Annotated in this window: 12 protein-coding genes; 8 read left to right on the forward strand and 4 right to left on the reverse strand. The window is 69.7% G+C overall.

Annotated features, from left to right (window positions below):
* The 5 genes from E1295_RS13480 to E1295_RS50085 form a co-directional block, all read left to right on the forward strand.
* The coding region (locus tag E1295_RS13480) for an RNA-guided endonuclease InsQ/TnpB family protein (protein WP_132630608.1) at nucleotides 1–874 on the forward strand (874 nt) is incomplete at its 5' end.
* Nucleotides 875–1,700: 826 nt separating this feature from the next.
* Entirely contained in the window at nucleotides 1,701–2,957 is a 1,257-nt protein-coding gene (locus E1295_RS13485) for an RICIN domain-containing protein (protein ID WP_132630609.1), read from the forward strand.
* The gene (locus tag E1295_RS13490) at nucleotides 2,954–4,969 is read left to right on the forward strand and encodes a family 43 glycosylhydrolase (protein ID WP_220448686.1); all 2,016 of its coding nucleotides are present in this window, start codon (nucleotides 2,954–2,956) and stop codon (nucleotides 4,967–4,969) included. Before E1295_RS13485 ends, E1295_RS13490 begins: the two co-directional genes overlap by 4 nt.
* Before the next feature lie 107 nt (nucleotides 4,970–5,076).
* Nucleotides 5,077–5,286, forward strand: a complete 210-nt coding sequence (locus E1295_RS13495; RefSeq protein ID WP_246080020.1) for an endo-1,4-beta-xylanase — start codon at nucleotides 5,077–5,079, stop codon at nucleotides 5,284–5,286.
* The gene (locus E1295_RS50085) at nucleotides 5,229–5,354 is read left to right on the forward strand and encodes an endo-1,4-beta-xylanase (protein WP_166427210.1); all 126 of its coding nucleotides are present in this window, start codon (nucleotides 5,229–5,231) and stop codon (nucleotides 5,352–5,354) included. Before E1295_RS13495 ends, E1295_RS50085 begins: the two co-directional genes overlap by 58 nt.
* Before the next feature lie 298 nt (nucleotides 5,355–5,652).
* Here the strand turns inward: E1295_RS50085 and E1295_RS13500 are convergent, their stop codons facing one another.
* Together E1295_RS13500 and E1295_RS13505 are read right to left on the reverse strand one after the other, a co-directional pair.
* Nucleotides 5,653–6,984, reverse strand: coding sequence for an RICIN domain-containing protein (locus E1295_RS13500; protein ID WP_132630610.1), 1,332 nt, complete (start codon nucleotides 6,982–6,984; stop codon nucleotides 5,653–5,655).
* 548 nt (nucleotides 6,985–7,532) lie between these two features.
* On the reverse strand, nucleotides 7,533–8,270 hold the full coding sequence (locus E1295_RS13505) for a FadR/GntR family transcriptional regulator (RefSeq protein WP_132630611.1): 738 nt from the start codon (nucleotides 8,268–8,270) through the stop codon (nucleotides 7,533–7,535).
* A gap of 345 nt (nucleotides 8,271–8,615) precedes the next feature.
* On the opposite strand from E1295_RS13505, the gene E1295_RS50860 reads away from it, so the two are divergent.
* From E1295_RS50860 to E1295_RS13520, 3 genes are read left to right on the forward strand one after another with little or no spacing between them, the layout of a single operon-like run.
* Complete coding sequence (locus E1295_RS50860; RefSeq protein ID WP_246080021.1) at nucleotides 8,616–11,000, forward strand: RICIN domain-containing protein; 2,385 nt, start codon at nucleotides 8,616–8,618, stop codon at nucleotides 10,998–11,000.
* 45 nt (nucleotides 11,001–11,045) lie between these two features.
* The gene (locus E1295_RS13515) at nucleotides 11,046–13,859 is read left to right on the forward strand and encodes a PQQ-dependent sugar dehydrogenase (protein ID WP_132630612.1); all 2,814 of its coding nucleotides are present in this window, start codon (nucleotides 11,046–11,048) and stop codon (nucleotides 13,857–13,859) included.
* 11 nt (nucleotides 13,860–13,870) lie between these two features.
* Nucleotides 13,871–15,592 carry a ThuA domain-containing protein gene (locus E1295_RS13520; RefSeq protein WP_132630613.1) on the forward strand — a complete coding sequence of 574 codons (1,722 nt, stop codon included), beginning with the start codon at nucleotides 13,871–13,873 and terminating at the stop codon, nucleotides 15,590–15,592.
* Nucleotides 15,593–15,662: 70 nt separating this feature from the next.
* On the opposite strand, the gene E1295_RS13525 is transcribed toward E1295_RS13520, so the two are convergent.
* Nucleotides 15,663–16,994, reverse strand: a complete 1,332-nt coding sequence (locus E1295_RS13525; protein ID WP_132630614.1) for an alkaline phosphatase family protein — start codon at nucleotides 16,992–16,994, stop codon at nucleotides 15,663–15,665.
* A complete protein-coding gene (eboE, locus tag E1295_RS13530) occupies nucleotides 16,994–18,106 on the reverse strand; it encodes a metabolite traffic protein EboE (RefSeq protein WP_132630615.1) in 1,113 nt (370 codons plus the stop codon). Before eboE ends, E1295_RS13525 begins: the two co-directional genes overlap by 1 nt.

The raw sequence follows: 18,106 nt of genomic DNA on the forward strand, positions 1-18,106 counted from the left end.
GGGCAAGGCGGGCTCCACCCGCCGCTCGCCGGCCGAATCCAAGCCGATCGCCTTCCGCCCCGACGCCGCCCAGCCGTTCGACGACCGATGCCTGTCGTGGCAGATCGACGCACGGACGGTGTCGATCTGGACGGTGACCGGGAGGCTGAAGAGCCTGACGTTCACTGCCTCCGCCGACCAGATCACGCTGCTGTCGGCCTACCGTAAGGGCGAGTCCGACCTGGTCTGCCGGGACGGCATGTGGTTCCTGATGGCGACCTGCGACCTTCCCGACCGGCCGGTGACGGTCCCAGACGGCTTCCTGGGCGTGGATCTGGGCATCGCCAACATCGCCACCACCAGCACCGGCACCCGGCACTGCGGCAAGGGCCTGAACGCGGTTCGCCACCGCAACCGCGAACTACGCCGCCGCTTGCAGGCCAAACAGACCAAATCCGCCAAGCGGCTGCTGAAGCGGCGCCGCCGCAAGGAGGCGCGGTTCGCCGCCAACACCAATCATGTGATCGCCAAGCAGATCGTGACCGAGGCAGAACGCACCGGACAGGGGATCGCCCTGGAAGACCTCCAGGGCATCCGTGACCGGGTACGGCTCCGCAAGCCCCAGCGGGTCACCCTGCATTCGTGGAGCTTCCACCAGTTGGGAAGCTTCATCGCCTACAAGGCGGCCCGCAACGGGGTTGCCCTGATCCACATCGACCCCGCCTACACCTCCCAGCAGTGTTCGGCCTGCGGGCATGTGGACAAGAAGAACAGGCCAGACCAGGAGACCTTCCTTTGCACGTCGTGCGGCTTCGCTGAGCACGCCGACGTCAACGCGGCCCGCAACATCGCCTCACGCGGTGTGGCGGGCTGGGCAGTGAGTCACGCTGCCTGACGCGGCCTGAGCCGTCGAAGCCATCGACGGCGAGGAGCTGCAAGCTCGGTCCCTTCAGGGCCGAGAAGCTGACTTCCAGGCAGATGTCCAGCACGTCTTGTAGCCGTGCCGTGTGGCCGGGGCTGAGGCGTGCGGGGTCGGTCATGATCCAGATGGCGACGCGGCGGGGTGAGGGCGGCGGCTGGGCATTTTCGGCGCGTCCTTGGCCCAGGTAGCGGTACAGCAGGGCGGAGCCACCTTGATACCCCATATCCAGCGCGCTACCTGGTGAACGTTTCGCCGATCAGCGTCATAGTCGGCAGCCGCTCCCATCGCGGGACTCGCCGGGTAACTTATGTGAAACTTTCACATCGGCAGGCGGTGCATCCCGATCATCGTCCTGATGATTGTCCAGGCTGAGCACGCGTCAGCTGCGATGCCCCCCGTCGGCAAGCGTTAGACGCGTTGACGCCGGATCCGGCAGTCGGATGTACTCCGCGACACACCCACAGAGGAGGCCATGCAGATCCGAAGCTCTGAATGTTAGCGATAACAGCACTGGCTCATACTCACGGACCTGTCCGCCGTCGCTCCTGTCGCGAACAGCTGCACCCGCCCGACACCCAGCGCGAGGGATCGGACATGACCACTCCTTGATCTCGCCGATGAAGGGAGAGGCGCTCCAGTGCTCGTATCGAACCGACCCGACTTGGAGGAACCATCATGCGCTCCCTGTCCGGTTCACGCTGGTAGGTAGCCGATCCATTGGCCTGACGAGGTAAGCCGGTGGTCGGCCTCAGTGGCACTGGCCGGCCGCTCGATCCCCCGTTCCCTTCTGGAGCACCCCATGTCTCTGAGCCGTCGCCAGCTTTTCCAGGCCACTGGGGCCACCGCCGCGCTCTCGGTCACCGGTCAGGTGGCCGGCGCGTCGCCCGCCCTGGCCGCCATCCCGTGGGCCAGGCCCGACATCGGCGTGTCGGCCTACGAGTTCGATCTGGGTCAGGTCCGGCCGGCTTCCGGGCGATGGCTGGACAACCAGAGCCGCACGCTGTCCTATCTGCGTTTCGTCGATGTCGACCGGCTGCTGTACGTCTTCCAGGCCAACCACCGGCTGTCCACCGGCGGCGCGGCGGCCAATGGCGGCCCCGGCGGGCGGCGAGGTGTCGGCCCGGCCTGGGGCGGCGGCACCTGGAGCGCCGACTACACCTCCTTCTGGTGCTGCCAGGGCACTGGGATCGAGACCAACACCAAGCTGATGGACTCGATCTATTTCCACGACGGCACCACCCTGTTCGTGAACCTGTTCGTGTCCTCCACTCTCGACTGGAGCCGGCGTGGCATCACCGTCACCCAGACCACCTCCTACCCGGTCGGTGACACCGCGTCGCTCCAGGTCACCGGCAACGTGAGCGGGTCGTGGACGATGCGGATCCGGATCCCGTCCTGGCCTCAGGGCGCGACGGTCAGCGTCAACGGCGTGCAACAGAACATCAGTGTCACGCCGGGCAGCTATGCCGACCTCACCCGGTCGTGGACGCCGGGCGACACGGTGACGGTGCGGTTGACCGAGCGGGTGGTCATGAAGGCCGCCAACGACAACCCGGGCGTGCAGGCCGTCACCTACGGCCCGGTCGTGCTGTCCGGCGACTACGGCGACACGAGCCTGTCGTCGGCCCCGACCCTGACCCCCTCCTCGATCATCCGGACCAGCACCACCGCCTTGGCCTTCACCGCCACCGCAAGCGGCGGACCCGTCAACCTGCGCCCGTTCTACGACGCCCACGGCCACAACTACGTCGTCTACTGGAACACCGGCGGTCAGGGCGGCACGGGCCAGGCCACCTTCCGGCTGGTCAACGCGGCCAGCGGGCCGGCCCTCGGCAACCGGGACATGTCCACCGCCGACGGCGGCCTGGCCCTGCAGTGGGCCGACACCGGCACCGCCGACCACCGCTGGCGCCTGCGCTACGGGCCGGGCGCCACCTTCCGCATCCAGTGCGCCAACGGCGGCCGCGTCCTCGGCCTCGCCGGTACGTCCCAAGGTGCGCAGGTCGTGCGCGCCGACGACAACGGCGCGAACACCACCCTCTGGAGGTTCCTGTGAGACGCGTGCTCGCGGTCATCTCGTCCCTGCTGCTCGTGACCGTCTTCCTCACACCCCAGGCGTCGGCCGCAACCGTCGACACCAACGCCTGGTACGTGCTGGTCAACCGCAACAGCGGCAAGGCCCTGGACGTTTACAACCTCGCCACCAACGACGGCGCCCGCATCACCCAGTGGACCCGCAACAACGGCAACCAGCAGCAGTGGCAGTTCGTCGACTCCGGCGGCGGCCACTACCGCATCAAGTCCCGCCACTCCGGCAAGGTCCTGGACGTCTCCGGCTTCTCCACCGCCAACGGCGGCGCCGTCGTGCAATGGGCCGACCTCAATGGCACCAACCAGCAATGGAGGCTCGCCGACTCCGACGGCGGCCATGTCCGCCTGATCAACCGCCACAGCAGCAAGGCCCTCGAAGTGCAGAACGCCTCCACCGCCGACGGCGCCAACATCGTCCAGTACGACGACTGGGGCGGCGCCAACCAGCAATGGCGGCTCGTCCCGGTCACCACCGGCACGGGCGGCTCCTACGCCAACCCGGTCGTGTGGCAGGACTTCGCCGACGGCGACATCATCCGGGTCGGCGACGCCTACTACTACTCGGCCTCGACCATGCACTACTCCCCGGGCGCGCCGATCCTGCGCTCCTACAACCTGGTCGACTGGGAGTACGCCGGCCACTCGGTCCCGCGGCTCGACTTCGGCTCGGGCGCCTACGACCTCAGCGGCGGCCGGGCGTACGTCAAGGGCATCTGGGCCTCGAGTCTGAACTACCGGCCCAGCAACAGCACCTACTACTGGATCGGCTGCGTCGAGTTCAACCGCACCTACGTCTACACCGCCTCCGCCGTGGACGGCACCTGGACCAAACGCTCGCAGATCAACAACTGCTACTACGACGCCGGCCTGCTGATCGACACCGACGACACCATGTACGTCGCCTACGGCAACGGCACCATCAGCGTCGCCCAGCTCTCCGCCGACGGGCTCGGCCAGGTGCGCGCCCAGCAGGTGTTCCAGACCCCTAGCAGCGTCGGCACCCTGGAGGGCGCCCGCTTCTACAAGCGCAACGGCTACTACTACATCTGGCTGACCCGCCCCGCCAACGGCCAGTACGTGCTCCGCTCCACCTCACCGTGGGGCCCGTACGAGATGCGCCAGGTCCTGCTCGACCTGCCCGGCCCCATCTCCGGCGGCGGTGTCCCCCACCAGGGCGGCCTCGTCCAGACCCAGAACGGCGACTGGTACTACATGTCCTTTGTCGACGCCTACCCCGGCGGCCGCGTCCCGGCGCTCGCGCCGATCACCTGGACCGGCGACTGGCCGACCCTCCAGATCGTCAACGGCGCCTGGGGAGCCACCTACCCCAAGCCGAACATCCAGACCAGCCGCACCGTCGCGCCCATGATCGGCCCCGACACCTTCACCTCTCCCAGCCTCGGCCACCGCTGGGAATGGAACCACAACCCCGACACCAGCCGCTTCTCCACCGGCAACGGCCTGCGCCTGCAGACCGCGACCGTCACGAACGACCTCTACAACGCCCGCAACACACTGACCCACCGCATTCAGGGCCCGTCCTCGACGGCGACGATCGAACTCGACTACTCGCAGCTGGCCAACGGCGACCGCGCCGGGCTGGCCATGCTCCGCGACCAGTCGGCGTGGATCGGCGTCAAACGCGACAACGGCGTCGACCGGGTCGTGATGACCAACGGCCTGACCATGAACAGCTCGTGGCAGACCACCGGCACCGGCACCGAGGCGGCAGGCGCGAACATCTCAGGAGGTCGCATCTGGCTGCGGGTCAACGCCGACATCCGCCCGGGCTCCGGCAGACAGGCCCGCTTCTCCTACAGCACCGACGGCAGCACCTTCGTCGGCCTCGGCCCGGCGTTCACGCTGAACAACGCCTGGCAGTTCTTCATGGGCTACCGCTTCGGGATCTTCAACTACGCCACCCGGTCACTCGGCGGCGCGGTCACCGTGCGCCGCTTCGACCTCGCCACCCCCTGACCTCGGGTGCACTCACCAGAAAGGTCTGAGGCCCTGATGAAACGACTCTTATCCATCCTCGCCGCCGGACTGGTCGTTGCCGGCCTGTCTGCGGGGCTCCCAGCCCGGTGAACGCCGCCTCCACGTTGGGCGCCTCGGCGGCCGAGCGGGGCGGCCGCTACTTCGGCGCCGCCATCGCCGCAGGAGAGCTCGGTGACACGACGTACGTGAACATCCTGAACCGGGAGTTCAACCAAGTCACCGCCGAGAACGAGATGAAGTGGGACAGCGCTTCGCCGACCTCGGCGTCGACGTACGGATCACCGAACTCGACGTAGCCTCCGGCTCCAATGCCGACGCCACCGCCTCGCAGCCGAGCGAGCACAAGATGGCCATGGCGGCTTGACGACATAGGAGCATCGCCGAGCTCGACCGGCCACACACGCACTCGTGACCTTCATCGACCAGCACGCCGACTCCCCGGAAACAGGACATCAATCTCGAAGGTGCGAAGCCGCCGGGGGCGAGTCATCCTGAGCGGGAATTCCCCCATTTCCTCGGAGCAGCCGTGGATAACGTCGTCATCATCGGGCCTGCTCAAGCGGGATCGGGCCGTGATCAGGGTGCGGACCCGGCACCGCTCCGGGTCGCCTGCCCCACCGCGGCGCCGGGTCCGCCTGCGCCGATGGCCGGCGTCCGTAGAGTCAGGAGCGGGTCCATTTCTGGTTGGTGCCGCCGTGGCAGGTCCAGATGTGCACCTTGGTGCCGTTGGCGGTGCCGTGGCCGCTGACGTCCAGGCACTTGTTGGCGCCGACGGCGGTGATGCTGCCGTCGGCGTTCAGCGTCCACTTCTGGTTGTTCTGGCCGTTGCAGTCCCAGATGATCACCGCGGTGCCGTCCGCCGTGCCGGCCCCGTTCACGTCCAGGCACTTGCCGCCGTACACGCGCAGCTCACCCGAGCCGGTGGCGGTCCACTGCTGGTTGGCCTGGCCGTTGCAGTCCCAGATGAGCACCTGGGCGCCGTTGGACTGGGAGGCGCCGTCGACGTCCAGGCACCGGTTCGACCCGACGCCCCTGAAGGTGCCCGTGTCCGGCGGGTTCTGGGTGCCGCCTCCCAGCTGGGTGAAGAAGTCCCAGACCACCGGCCTGGTCCAGGAGTTCTCACCGGGTTCGAAGTCGCCGGGCCTGCCGTCCACGGGACCGGGGGTGTGGCCCGCGTCGAAGGCCGCCCAGGCGACCGGATACCCGGTCTGGCACCCCGAGTAGTAGGTGACGACGTGCGTCAGGCTGCCCTGGGCGGGCTCCGGCGGGTTCTGTGGCGTGCAGTCGTTGTTCCTGACGAACCGGTCGCGCAGCGAGCGGCCGGCGGAGATGTTGAGCACCGAGTCCCTCAGGCCGTGCAACCCCATGTACGCGACGGGCTGCGTGCCGCCGCTGCAGCCGCTGAGCTGCGCTCCGGCGTAGACCGCCACCGCGCGGAAAACGTTCGCCCTGGCGCACGCGAGCGCGTAGCTCATGCCGCCGCCGTAGCTGAAGCCCAGGGCGAAGCGCTGTGCGGTGTCCACGCAGAGGTCCGCCTCGATCCTCTGGATCATGGCGTCGACGAAGGTGACGTCCTCGCCGCCCGAGTTGGCCCAGCCGTTGTTGAGGCCCTGCGGCGCGACGAAGATCGCGGTGTTGTTCGACAGCGCCCGGAGTCCGTAATAGGACCACGGGTAGCCGCTGGTCCCGCCCGAGTCGACGTCGTTGGCGGTGCCGCCGTTCCAGTGGAAGGCGAAGATCAGCCGGTAGGGCGTCGTGTTGTTGTAGCCGTCCGGAATCCTCAGGACGAAGCTTCGATTCCTGCCGTTCGTGGTGATCGTATGAGTACCGCTACTGAGGGTCGGGGTCTTGCCGCATCCCGCGGTGGGCGCGAGGGCGCTCCGCATCGTGCTCGACGGGCTCGCGCTGTCGCCCAGCGCGGGCTGCCCCGTGGCCGCGACGATGAGTAGCGCCGCCGACGCGATGGCGGTGAAGAGGGACCTGAGCCTCGACATCACGCAATTTCCTTTGCCGTTGTCGTGGTGACACACGTGAAAGGGCAGTATTCGTATTGCCTTTTCCGGCGCCGCCGTCGGCGTTTCCTGTTTCGGGGGCCTATGCGGAACGACGCCATTCGGTTGCGCTTCTCCGGGTCGCCGGACGATCGGATGTTAGCGCTAACTCAATACCGCCGTAATCGGTCTCCTCCTTTCTTTGCGGCGGTTGTCGGCGATGGTGCAGCGGAGCAAATACGACCACGACGAGAGCTGTCAAGCCTCAGCCCGATCGGCGTCAAGGACCGTGGACCGGGAAGAGGGCGTCGCTCCTCCGCCTGACCAGGAGGGGCCGCCGCGGCCGCCGTCGACCCTCCGCCGTGAAACTTTCAGCCGGATTCGTGCGGCGGGACGCTTGCGGGCCGGCGCTGCAGCCGCAGCTCTCTCCGGTGGGACGACCTCGCCGAGGCGTGGACCGGAGTCGGACCGGCGGGGTACTTCGTCAACTTCGCAGACCCCTCCGCGACGCGGTCCCCGGGGTGAGTTGCGGCGCAGAGCCCCTGCCGGGATCAGGGGGACGAGAAGAGGCGCTGCTGGATCTCCCTGCGGTAGTCGTCGAGGGTGTTGTCGATGTGCGTGGCCGCGGCCTGGGCGGCCGCTTCGGGGTCGCCGGCGCGGATGGCCTCGTAGATGGCCTCGTGTTCCTCCACGGCCTTGGCGGCGTGCCCGCCCACCGAGCCGTGCAGGCCGATGATGCTCGACTGCGCCTGCAGCCTGCGCGCCTCCCGCACGCCGACGTGGAGGAACATGTTGTGCGAGGCGGTGGCGACCGCGTTGTGAAAGGCGTCGTCGCCCTCATTGAACAGGTCCTCGCGTCCGGTCTCGAAGCCGCGGCGGCACCGGCCGGCCGCTTCTTCGATGGCCTTCAGCTCGGCGGGGGTGGCGCGCCGGGCGGCCAGCCGGCTGGTCTCCATCTCCTGCGTCCGGCGGAACTCGAACAGCATGTAGACGTGGTCGAGGTCGGTCGGGAGGAAGAAGGCCCCCCAGCGTCCGGTGCCGAACATCCCCTCGTCGTCGGCCACGTACAGGCCACGGCCCTTCTGGGCGCGTACGCGGCCGAGCGCGGAGAGGATCTTCACCGCCTCGCGCACCACGGTGCGGCTGGTGCCGACTTGCCGGGCCAGTTCGAGCTCCGTCGGCATGCGGTCGCCCGGACGCAGACCGAGCTTGACGATCAATTCCAGCACCTGCTCGGCCGCTACCTCGTAGCCCGGCCGGTATCCGCTCTGGCGCGGCGCCTCAGTCACGGTGCTTCCTCCTCGCCGTTCCCTGCAATGGTATGACGCAGGAGTCGACTCTCACCGCCGCCAGAGCTGCACGATGAGTATGAACCATTATGAACGGTTCATCCGAGGTCGCGGATGCGGAGATGCGGTGTCACAGGTGTTGATACTGGTGAACGCCGAGAACGGCCGCACTCTCGGTGTCCGAGGCGGGAAATAGGAAGGCTTAAGGGCTTGACGGGTATGCCCGCGGCGAAGGTAATGGGGAGCGAGGCCGGCGTTCCACGTCCGCTCGATCCCGCAATGGCGCGGCCTTCCTGATGATCAGGGCGTGACCTGGCCATACGCCTACCCCCCGAAGGAACCACCGTGCCCTTACCGCCACCCGTCACGATGCTGAGACCGGTCCTGATCGGCGTCGTCGCCGCCGCGCTGGCCGCGGCGTTCGTCCTCGTCGCCCCCGTGTCCCCGGCCCGCGCGGCCACCACGACCCTGTACGCGTCACCTGCCGGCACCGGCACCGCCTGCACTTCCGGCCAGCCCTGCTCGCTGGCCGCCGCGCAGACGGCGGTACGTTCGCTGAACGCCGGGATGTCCGGTGACATCGTCGTGGAGCTGGCCGGCGGGGTGTACCGGCGGTCCTCGCCGCTCCGGCTGACCGCCGCAGACTCCGGCGACAACGGCTACTCCGTCAGATGGCAGGCCGCGGCGGGGGCCGTCCCGGTCATCAGCGGAGCCAGGGCGGTCACCGGATGGACCCTGGCCGACGCCGGGAAGAACATCTGGCGCGCCGACGTCGCAACCGGGATCGACACCCGCCAGCTGTACGTCGACGGCGCGCTCGCCACCCGGGCGCGCACCGCCGTCAACCGGTCCGACTTCACCGCGAGCAGCACCGGGATGAGGTTCACCAGCGGCGCGCTGAGCTATCTGAACAACCTCGCCGACCAGGGCCGGGTGGAGATGGAGAGCATCGGCTCGTTCACCGACCGGTACGCGCCGGTGCGGAGCATCAGCGGAAACCTCATCACGATGCGGCAGCCCGCCTGGAACAACAACAACTTCGGCTACGACACCTTCACCAGCCCGCACCGCGCGGGGCCGCTCTACCTGGTCAACGCCTATGAGTTCCTCGACTCGCCGGGGGAGTGGTACCTCGACCCCGCGACCGGCGCCCTGTCCTACATCCCGCTCGCCGGGCAGAACATGGCTGATGTCAGCGTGGAGCTGCCGGTGCTCCAGTCGCTGGTGCACGTGGGGGGAACCTACGACGCGCCCGCGCACCACATCACGTTCAGCGGGATCACCTTCACCGGCACGAGCTGGCTCGGCCCCGGCCAGGACCAGGGCTACGTGGACCAGCAGACCGGCGCCTACATAGCGGGCGACTGGAACTGGCCCGCCTTCACCTCCTGCCACCAGGGCTGCCGCCAGTTCGAGGCGGCCCGGCCGAACTGGTACCAGATGCCCGCCGCCGTGCAGATCTCCGCGGCGAACACCGTCGCCTTCACCGACTCGCGCTTCGTCAACCTGGGACAGACGGCCATCGGCATCGGCAACGACGCCAACGCGCACGCCAGCGGAGTCGGCCTGGGCGCCTCCGACATCACGGTTACCCGGTCGGAGATCGCCCGCAGCGCGGCCGGCGGCGTCGTGGCAGGCGGCGTGCGCGGCGACGCGCACCACCCGAGCGACCAGCGGATGGTCAACCGGAACATCACCGTCAGCCACAACCGCATCCACGACCTCGGCCTGGACCACCGGGGCATCGTCGCGGTCCTGACCACGTACGTCACCGGCACCGACGTGTCCCACAACGAGGTCTACAACCTGCCGTACACCGGCATGTCGATCGGGTACGGCTGGGGAGCCAACGAGCCGGGCGGCAGCACCCACTACGCCGACCGCGGCCTGTACGACTTCCAGCCGCGCTACACCACGCCCACGACCGCCTCCGGCAACCGGCTCGTCGGCAACTACGTGCACGACGTCATGCAGCAGATGACCGACGGCGGCTGCATCTACACGCTCTCGTGGAATCCGGGCGCGGTGATCAGCGACAACCACTGCCTGCGCACCAACGGCTGGTTCGGCATCTACTTCGACGAGGGCTCGCGGTACTACACCGTCAGGAACAACGTCCTGTCGAACACCGGCACCTGGGCCACTGCCAACTACTGGTACGGCGAGAACATGGGGGACTTAACCGTCACCGGCAACTGGTCGACCAACGGCGGCACCAACGTCACCGACGGCGACCGCGGCAACGTGGTGAACAACAATGTCACCGTCGCCAACGGCGCCTGGCCGGCCGGAGCCCAGGCCGTGATCGCCGCCGCCGGGCCCGAGGGCCAGTCCCCGGGAGACGACACGGGCGCCTTCAGGGGCGTCGGGTCGAACCGGTGCCTGGACGTCGACGGCGCCTCCCAGTCCAACGGCGCCCAGGTGCTCATCTGGGACTGCAACGGCCAGGCCAACCAGCAGTGGACCACCACCAGCGCCGGTGAGCTGCGCGTGTACGGCGGCAAGTGCCTGGACGTGAACGGAGCGGGCACGGCGGACGGCACCGCAGTGATCATCTGGGACTGCAACGGCCAGAACAACCAGAAGTGGACGCTGAACGCCGACGGCAGCATCACCGCCGTCGGCGCCAACAAGTGCCTGGACGTCAGCGGCCACGGCACCGCCAACGGCACCAGGGTGCACATCTGGACCTGCCACGGCGGCACCAACCAGAAGTGGACCCGCTCCTGACACCGCTTACCCTGACCGGTCTTCCTGCCGCAGGAGGGAACACTCATGCCCCGACGTCTGTGGCTCACCTCGCTGACCACGATGGCGCTCATCATCCCCGGAGCACTCGCGCTCACCGCCACCCCCGCGAACGCGCTCGACATCCCGCCGTCCGACTACCAGCAGGTGTCCCTCGCCTCGGGCGGCGCCGAACTGGGCGAGGCGATGTCGCTGGCCGTGCTGCCGAACCGGTCGGTGGTGCACACGGCACGCGACGGCACGGTACGCGTCACCGACGCCGCCGGCGACACGAAGGTGGCCGGCCGGCTCAACGTCTACACCCACGACGAGGAGGGTCTGCAGGGAGTGGCGGCCGACCCCGGCTTCGCCACCAACCGGCACCTCTGGCTCTACTACTCGCCGCGGCTCAACACCCCCGGCGGCGACGCGCCGAGCACGGGCACGCAGTCCCAGTTCGACCAGTGGAAGGGCGAGCTGCACCTGTCCCGCTTCACCCTCAACGCGGACGACACCCTCGACATGAGCAGCGAGAAGGTGGTCCTGCGGGTGGCGAACGACCGCGGCCAGTGCTGTCACGTGGGCGGCGACATCGACTTCGACGCCGACGGCAACCTCTACCTCACCACCGGAGACGACACCAACCCGTTCGAGTCGGGCGGCTACTCTCCGCTGGACGAGCGCACCAACCGCAACCCGCAGTACGACGCCCAGCGCTCCGCCGCCAACACCAACGACCTGCGCGGCAAGCTGCTGCGCATCACCCCGCAGCCCGACGGCACCTACACGATCCCCGCCGGCAACCTGTTCCCGCCGGGCACGGCGAGGACCCGGCCGGAGATCTACGCGATGGGCTTCCGCAACCCGTTCAGGATGAGCGTGGACAAGGCGACCGGGGTCGTCTACCTCGGCGACTACGGGCCCGACGCGGGCGTCACCAACTCCAGCCGCGGGCCCAGCGGGCAGGTGGAGTTCAACCGCGTCACCGGTCCGGGCAACTACGGATGGCCGTACTGCACGGGCACGAACACCACTGCCGAGACCTACAACGCGTGGAACTTCGCCACCAACAGCACCGGCCCGAAGTACGACTGCACGGGCGGGCCGACGAACGACTCCTTCCGCAACACCGGCCTGACCACGCTGCCCCCGGCGCAACCCGCCTGGATCCGGTACGCGGGCGACGCCGGCAGCCCGCCCGAGTTCGGCTCCGGGTCGGAGTCGCCGATGGGCGGCCCCGTCTACCGCTACGACCCCGACCTGAACTCGGCCGTCAAATTCCCCCCGTCACTCGACGGGCGGTACTTCGCCGGTGAGTACGGCCGGCGCTGGATCAAGGCGATCGAGGTCACGCAGGACGGCGGGTACGGGGAGATCTCGGCCTTCCCCTGGTCCGGGACGCAGGTGATGGACATGGCCTTCGGCCCCGACGGAGCCCTGTACGTCCTCGACTACGGCACCGGCAGCAACAACCAGGCCCTCTACCGCATCGAGTACATCGGCAACGCCGACCGCAACCCCATCGCCAAGGCGTCCGCCGACAGGACGTCAGGGCCGGCGCCGCTCACGGTGGCCTTCTCCTCGGCGGGCAGCTCGGATCCGGAGGGCGGCGCGCTCACGTACGCGTGGAACTTCGGCGACGGCACCACCTCCACGGCGGCGAACCCGACCAAGACCTACTCCACGGATGGCACCTACACGGCGACGCTCACCGTCCGGGACCCGCAGGGCCTCACCGGCACGGCGAGCGTGATCGTGACCGTCGGCAACACCGCGCCCACCGTCACCCTCACCACCCCGGCGGACGGGCGGCTGTTCTCCTTCGGCGACACCGTGCCCTTCCAGGTCACCGTCAGCGACCCCGAGGACGGCACGATCGACTGCGACGAGGTCACCGTCGCCTACTTCCTCGGCCACGACAGTCACCGGCACCAGATCACCTCCACGACCGGCTGCTCGGGCTCCATCGCGGTGCCCGTGGACGGCGAGCACGACTCCGCGGCCAACATCTACGGGGTCTTCGAGGCGTCGTACACCGACGGCGGTGGCCTCACCTCCACCAGCGCCCGCACCCTGCAGCCGCGGCACCGCCAGGCGGAGCACTTCGGCGCCCACCAGGGCGTCCAGACGGCCGAGCACACCACCGCGGAGGGCGGAGTGACGGCCGGCTTCATCGACGACGGCGACTGGATCTCCTTCCAGCCGTACCAGCTCTCGGGCGCGACGCGGATCACCGCCCGCGTGTCGTCGGCGGGAGCGGGCGGCAGGATCGAGGTGCGGGCCGGCTCGGCGACGGGCACGCTGCTCGGCACCGCGACCGTGACGAGCACCGGCGGCTGGGACACCTTCACCGACGTCTCGGCCTCACTCAGCGGCGCGCCGACGGGGACCACGACGCTCTACCTCGTCTTCCGCGGCCCGACAGGGCAGGGCTACCTGTTCGACGTGGACGCCTTCACCCTGTCCACCGGCGATTCCGGCGGCACGAGCGCGTTGCGCGGCGCGGCGTCGAACCGCTGCCTGGACGTGGACGGCGCCTCGCAGGCCAACGGCGCGCAGGTGCAGATCTGGGACTGCAACGGCCAGGCGAACCAGCAGTGGACCGCTACCTCCAGCGGCGAGCTGCGGGTCTACGGTGGCAAGTGCCTGGACGTGAACGGCGCCGGCACGGCCGACGGCACCGCGGTGATCATCTGGGACTGCAACGGCCAGAGCAACCAGAAGTGGCGCATGAACACCGACGGCACGATCACCGCCGTCGGCGCGAACAAGTGCCTGGACGTCGCCGCCACCGTCGGCGGCACCAAGGCACGCATCTGGACCTGCGACGGAGGCAACAACCAGCGCTGGACCCGCGTCTGAAAGGACCCCCCATGCTGCGTCACCCGACAACCCCCTTGCTGAAACGCCTGTCGGCCGCGGCGGTGGCGATCACCGCGGCGGCGGCGATGGCCGTCCACGCCGTCCCGGCCGAGGCCGCCGCCTTCAAGGTGCTGGTCTTCTCCAAGACGGCCGGCTTCCGGCACGACGCCATCCCTGCCGGCATCCAGGCCATCCGCGACCTCGGCGGCGCGGGCGACTTCGACGTGGACGCCACCGAGGACTCCGCCGCCTTCACCACCGGCAACCTGGCCCAGTACCAGGCGGTCGTCTTCCTCAACACCACCGGCGACGTGCTCAACGGCAGCCAGCAGGCCGCCTTCGAGTCGTACGTGGACGGCGGAGGCGGCTACGTCGGTGTGCACGCGGCGGCGGACACCGAGTACGACTGGCCGTACTACGGGCAGCTGATGGGCGCCTGGTTCAGCAACCATCCCGCGATCCAGCAGGCCACCGTACGGAACGAGGACCGGGCGCACGCCGCGACCGCGCACCTCGGGACCAGCTGGACCCGCACCGACGAGTGGTACAACTACCGCTCCAACCCCCGGCCGGACGTCCGGGTGCTGCAGAGCCTGGACGAGGGCAGTTACAGCGGCGGCAGTATGGGCGACCACCCGATCACCTGGTGCCACCCGCAGGCCGCCGGCCGTGCGTTCTACACCGGCCTGGGCCACACCCAGGAGTCGTACGCCGACCCGGACTTCCGCGCGCTGCTGCTCGGCGGGATCCGGTACGCGGCCAAGGCCGTCAACGCCGACTGCCGCCCGGAGACCGGGTACACGACGCTGTACGGCGGCTCGACGGCGGGCTGGTCGCAGGCGGGGCCCGGGTCGTTCGCCAACAGCGACGCCACGCTGACCTCGCAGGGCGGCATGGGGATGCTGTGGTACGACGCCAAGGAGTTCGGCTCCTACTCGCTCAAGCTCGACTGGAAGCTGACCGGCGACGCCAACTCCGGCGTGATCGTCGGGTTCCCCGCCACCGGCGATCCCCAGGCGGCGCTCGACACCGGATACGAGGTGCAGATCGACGCGACCGACACCCCGGACAAGACCACCGGGGCGATCTACGGGGTCAAGTCCGCAGACCTGGCCGCCCGCGACGCGGCGCTCAACCCGCCGGGCCGGTGGAACACCTACGAACTGCTGGTCGAGGGCGAGCGGCTGCAGGTGTTCCTGAACGGCAGCAAGATCAACGACTTCACCAACACCGACCCGGCCCGCTCTCTGCAGCAGGGCCACATCGGCATCCAGAACCACGGGCCCGGCGACGTGGTCTCCTTCCGCGACATCCGTGTCAAGGAACTGACCGGCGGGCCGGGCGGCAGCACGGGAGCGCTGCGGGGCATGGCGTCGAACCGGTGCCTGGACGTCAGCGGCGCCTCCCAGTCCAACGGCGCCAGCGTGCACATCTGGGACTGCAACGGCCGGCCCAACCAGCAGTGGACGACCACCAGCGCCGGTGAGCTGCGCGTGTACGGCGGCAAGTGCCTGGACGTGAACGGGGCCGGGACGGCGGACGGCACCGCGGTGATCATCTGGGACTGCAACGGACAGAACAACCAGAAGTGGACGCTGAACGCCGACGGCAGCATCACCGCCGTCGGGGCGAACAAGTGCCTGGACGTCAGCGGCCACGGCACCGCCAACGGCACCAGGGTGCAGATCTGGACCTGCACCGGAGCAACCAACCAGAAGTGGACCCGCGGCTGACGCAGCCCGTCCACCCCCCGGCGCGGCGATCCGGGCCGCCGCGCCGGGGCTTCCGGTCACGGGGGAGCGGTCAGCGGACTCTCCGGGCCAGGGCGGTCAGGAGTCCCTTGACTTCGGTCGCGTCGTAGGAGCCGCGGTCGAAGGGGCCGATGATCATCGGCCCGTCGTCGGCGCGATCGGGCAGCCGGCCATGGCTGCCCCGCACCGGCGACGGGTCGAGCGGCACCACCCGCATCGTGTACCGGAAGCCCAGCTTCTTCCTGGCGAGCGCCGCCGCCGCTCGCAGCTTGACGAACGGATCGCCCGGGTCCATGAACAGCTCGGCGGGGTCGTAGCCGGGTTTGCGGTGGATGTCCACGAGCCTGGCGAAATCGGGGGCGCGGTCGTCGGAGAGCCAGTAGTAGTAGGTGAACCAGGCGTCCGGCTCCGCCACCGCGACGAGCTCGCCGGCGCGTTCGTGGTCGAGCCCGTACTTCGCCTTCCCCGCCTGGCCGAGCACCTCGTCCACGCCGGCCAGCTCGGCGATGACGGCGCGGGCGCGGTCGAGGTCGCCGGGGTCGCGCACGTACACGTGGGCCACCTGATGGTCGGCGACGGCGAAGGCCCGGGACGTCCAGGGGTCGAGATACTCCATCCCGGCCTGGACGTGGACCTCCAGGAGACCCGCGCGGCGCAGCGCCCGGTTGATGTCCACCGGGCGGGACGCCGGGGTGATGCCGTACTCGGAGAGCACGACCACCTCGGCCTCCTCGCCCAGGAGCGGAGCCAGCGCGGCGTCGACCGCGCGGGCGGCCGCGACCGCCTCGGGACCGGCGGGACCGTACCGCTGGAGGTCGTAGTCGAGGTGGGGCACGTAGACCAGCAGCAGATCCGGCCGCTCGCGGGCCAGGATGCGGCGGGCGGCGGCGATGATCCACTCGGAGGAGGCGATCCCCGCGGTGGGTCCCCAGTAGGTGAACAGGGGGAACGGCCCCAGCGCGGCCTCCAGGTCGTCGTGGAGCGAGGGCGGGCGGGTGTAGCAGTCGGGCGACTTGCGGCCGTCGGCGTGGTAGACGGGGCGCGGGGTGACGAGCAGGTCGGCAGGCGCGCCCATCGCGTACCACCAGCAGACGTTGGCGGTACGCAGGCCGGGCGCGGCGGTCCACAGCTGGTCGCCCTGGATGAGCGCGTTGTGCTGGCGCCACAGCAGCACCTCGCCGAGATCCCGGAAGTACCACCCGTTGCCGACGATGCCGTGGTCGCGGGGCATCGAACCGGTGAGCAGGGTGGCCTGCATCGAGCAGGTGACGGCGGGCAGCACGGGCCGCAGCGTCGCCGCCCGGCCCGCCTTCGCCACGTTCGGCATGTGCGCGAGCAGGCGCGGGGTGAGCCCGACCACATTGACCACGATCAGCGGTGCCATCACGTCTCCTTCAGCCCGAGAGCGGTGAGCTGCCCCCGCATCCAGTCGAGCTCGGCGGCGATGCCCCGCGCGATGTCGGCCGGCGCGCCGGGAAGCACGTGCCAGGTGTAGGTCTCCACCTCGACGTGCCTGGTCAGCGGACGCTCCCCGCCGAGCAGCGTCTCCAGCAGGCGCCGCAGGTAGGGGGCGCTGGTCGTGAGCGGCGGGGGCGGCGCGTCGTGCAGCGGGACGTGGAAGTGCACGCGCCAGCTCTCGTCCGCGGGCAGCGCACCGGCCAGGGCCTCGCCCAGGTCGTCGGCGTACCCGGTGGCGGAGCGCGTCTGGTGGAGGAAACGGGGCTCGTCGAACGCGGCCAGCGCCCGCTGCGCCCCCGGCGGCGCCACCAGGGCGCACGACGCCTGGAGCTTGACGACCGGCAGCCCGCCTGCGGCGCCGACGCCGGGCTCCTCGAACCCCACGGCCATGTGGCAGGCGTCCAGACAGAGGCCGAGGTGGTCGTGGTCCACGTCGCCCAGCAGGGCCCTCGCCTGGGACGTCGTCTCGACGATGCAGCCCGGCTCGGGCTCGAAGCCCAGCCGGATCACCTTGCCGGTACGGCTCGCCAGCGCGCGCAGGCCCCGGGCGGCCGCGTCGAGGTTGGCCGTCACCGCCGCCGCCTTCTCGCTCGTCCACCCGGTCCGCCAGGCGAGGGGCAGGGTCGAGATCGTGCCTTCGGAGACGTCGTCCGGCAGCAGCGCGGCGAGGATTTCGGCGAGCGCGAGCGTGTGGCGCAGCCGCTCCGCGTCGGCCCAGTCGGGGGTGTAGACGCGGTACTTCACGACCTCGTCCTGGAAGCCGCGGTAGGGGAACCCGTTGAGCGTCACCACCTCCAGCCCGAGCGCGGTCAGCCGCTCGCGCAGCGCCGCGAGCTCTTCGGGCCGGGCGGTGAGGTCCGCGGTGGCGCGCTGGGACAGCCAGAGCCCGAGCCCGAGCCGTCCGGCGCCGAGCAGGCGCCTGATCCGTGCCGCGACGCCGGACAGCTGACCCCGGATGCCGGGGAGATCCTCGGCGGCGTGGACGTTCGTGCAGTAGGACAGATGCACCGTCGAGCCGTCCGCGTGGCGCAGCCGCAT

Origin of the sequence: Nonomuraea mesophila (genome assembly GCF_004352805.1) — a bacterium.
GTDB classification, from domain to species: Bacteria; Actinomycetota; Actinomycetes; order Streptosporangiales; family Streptosporangiaceae; genus Nonomuraea; species Nonomuraea longispora.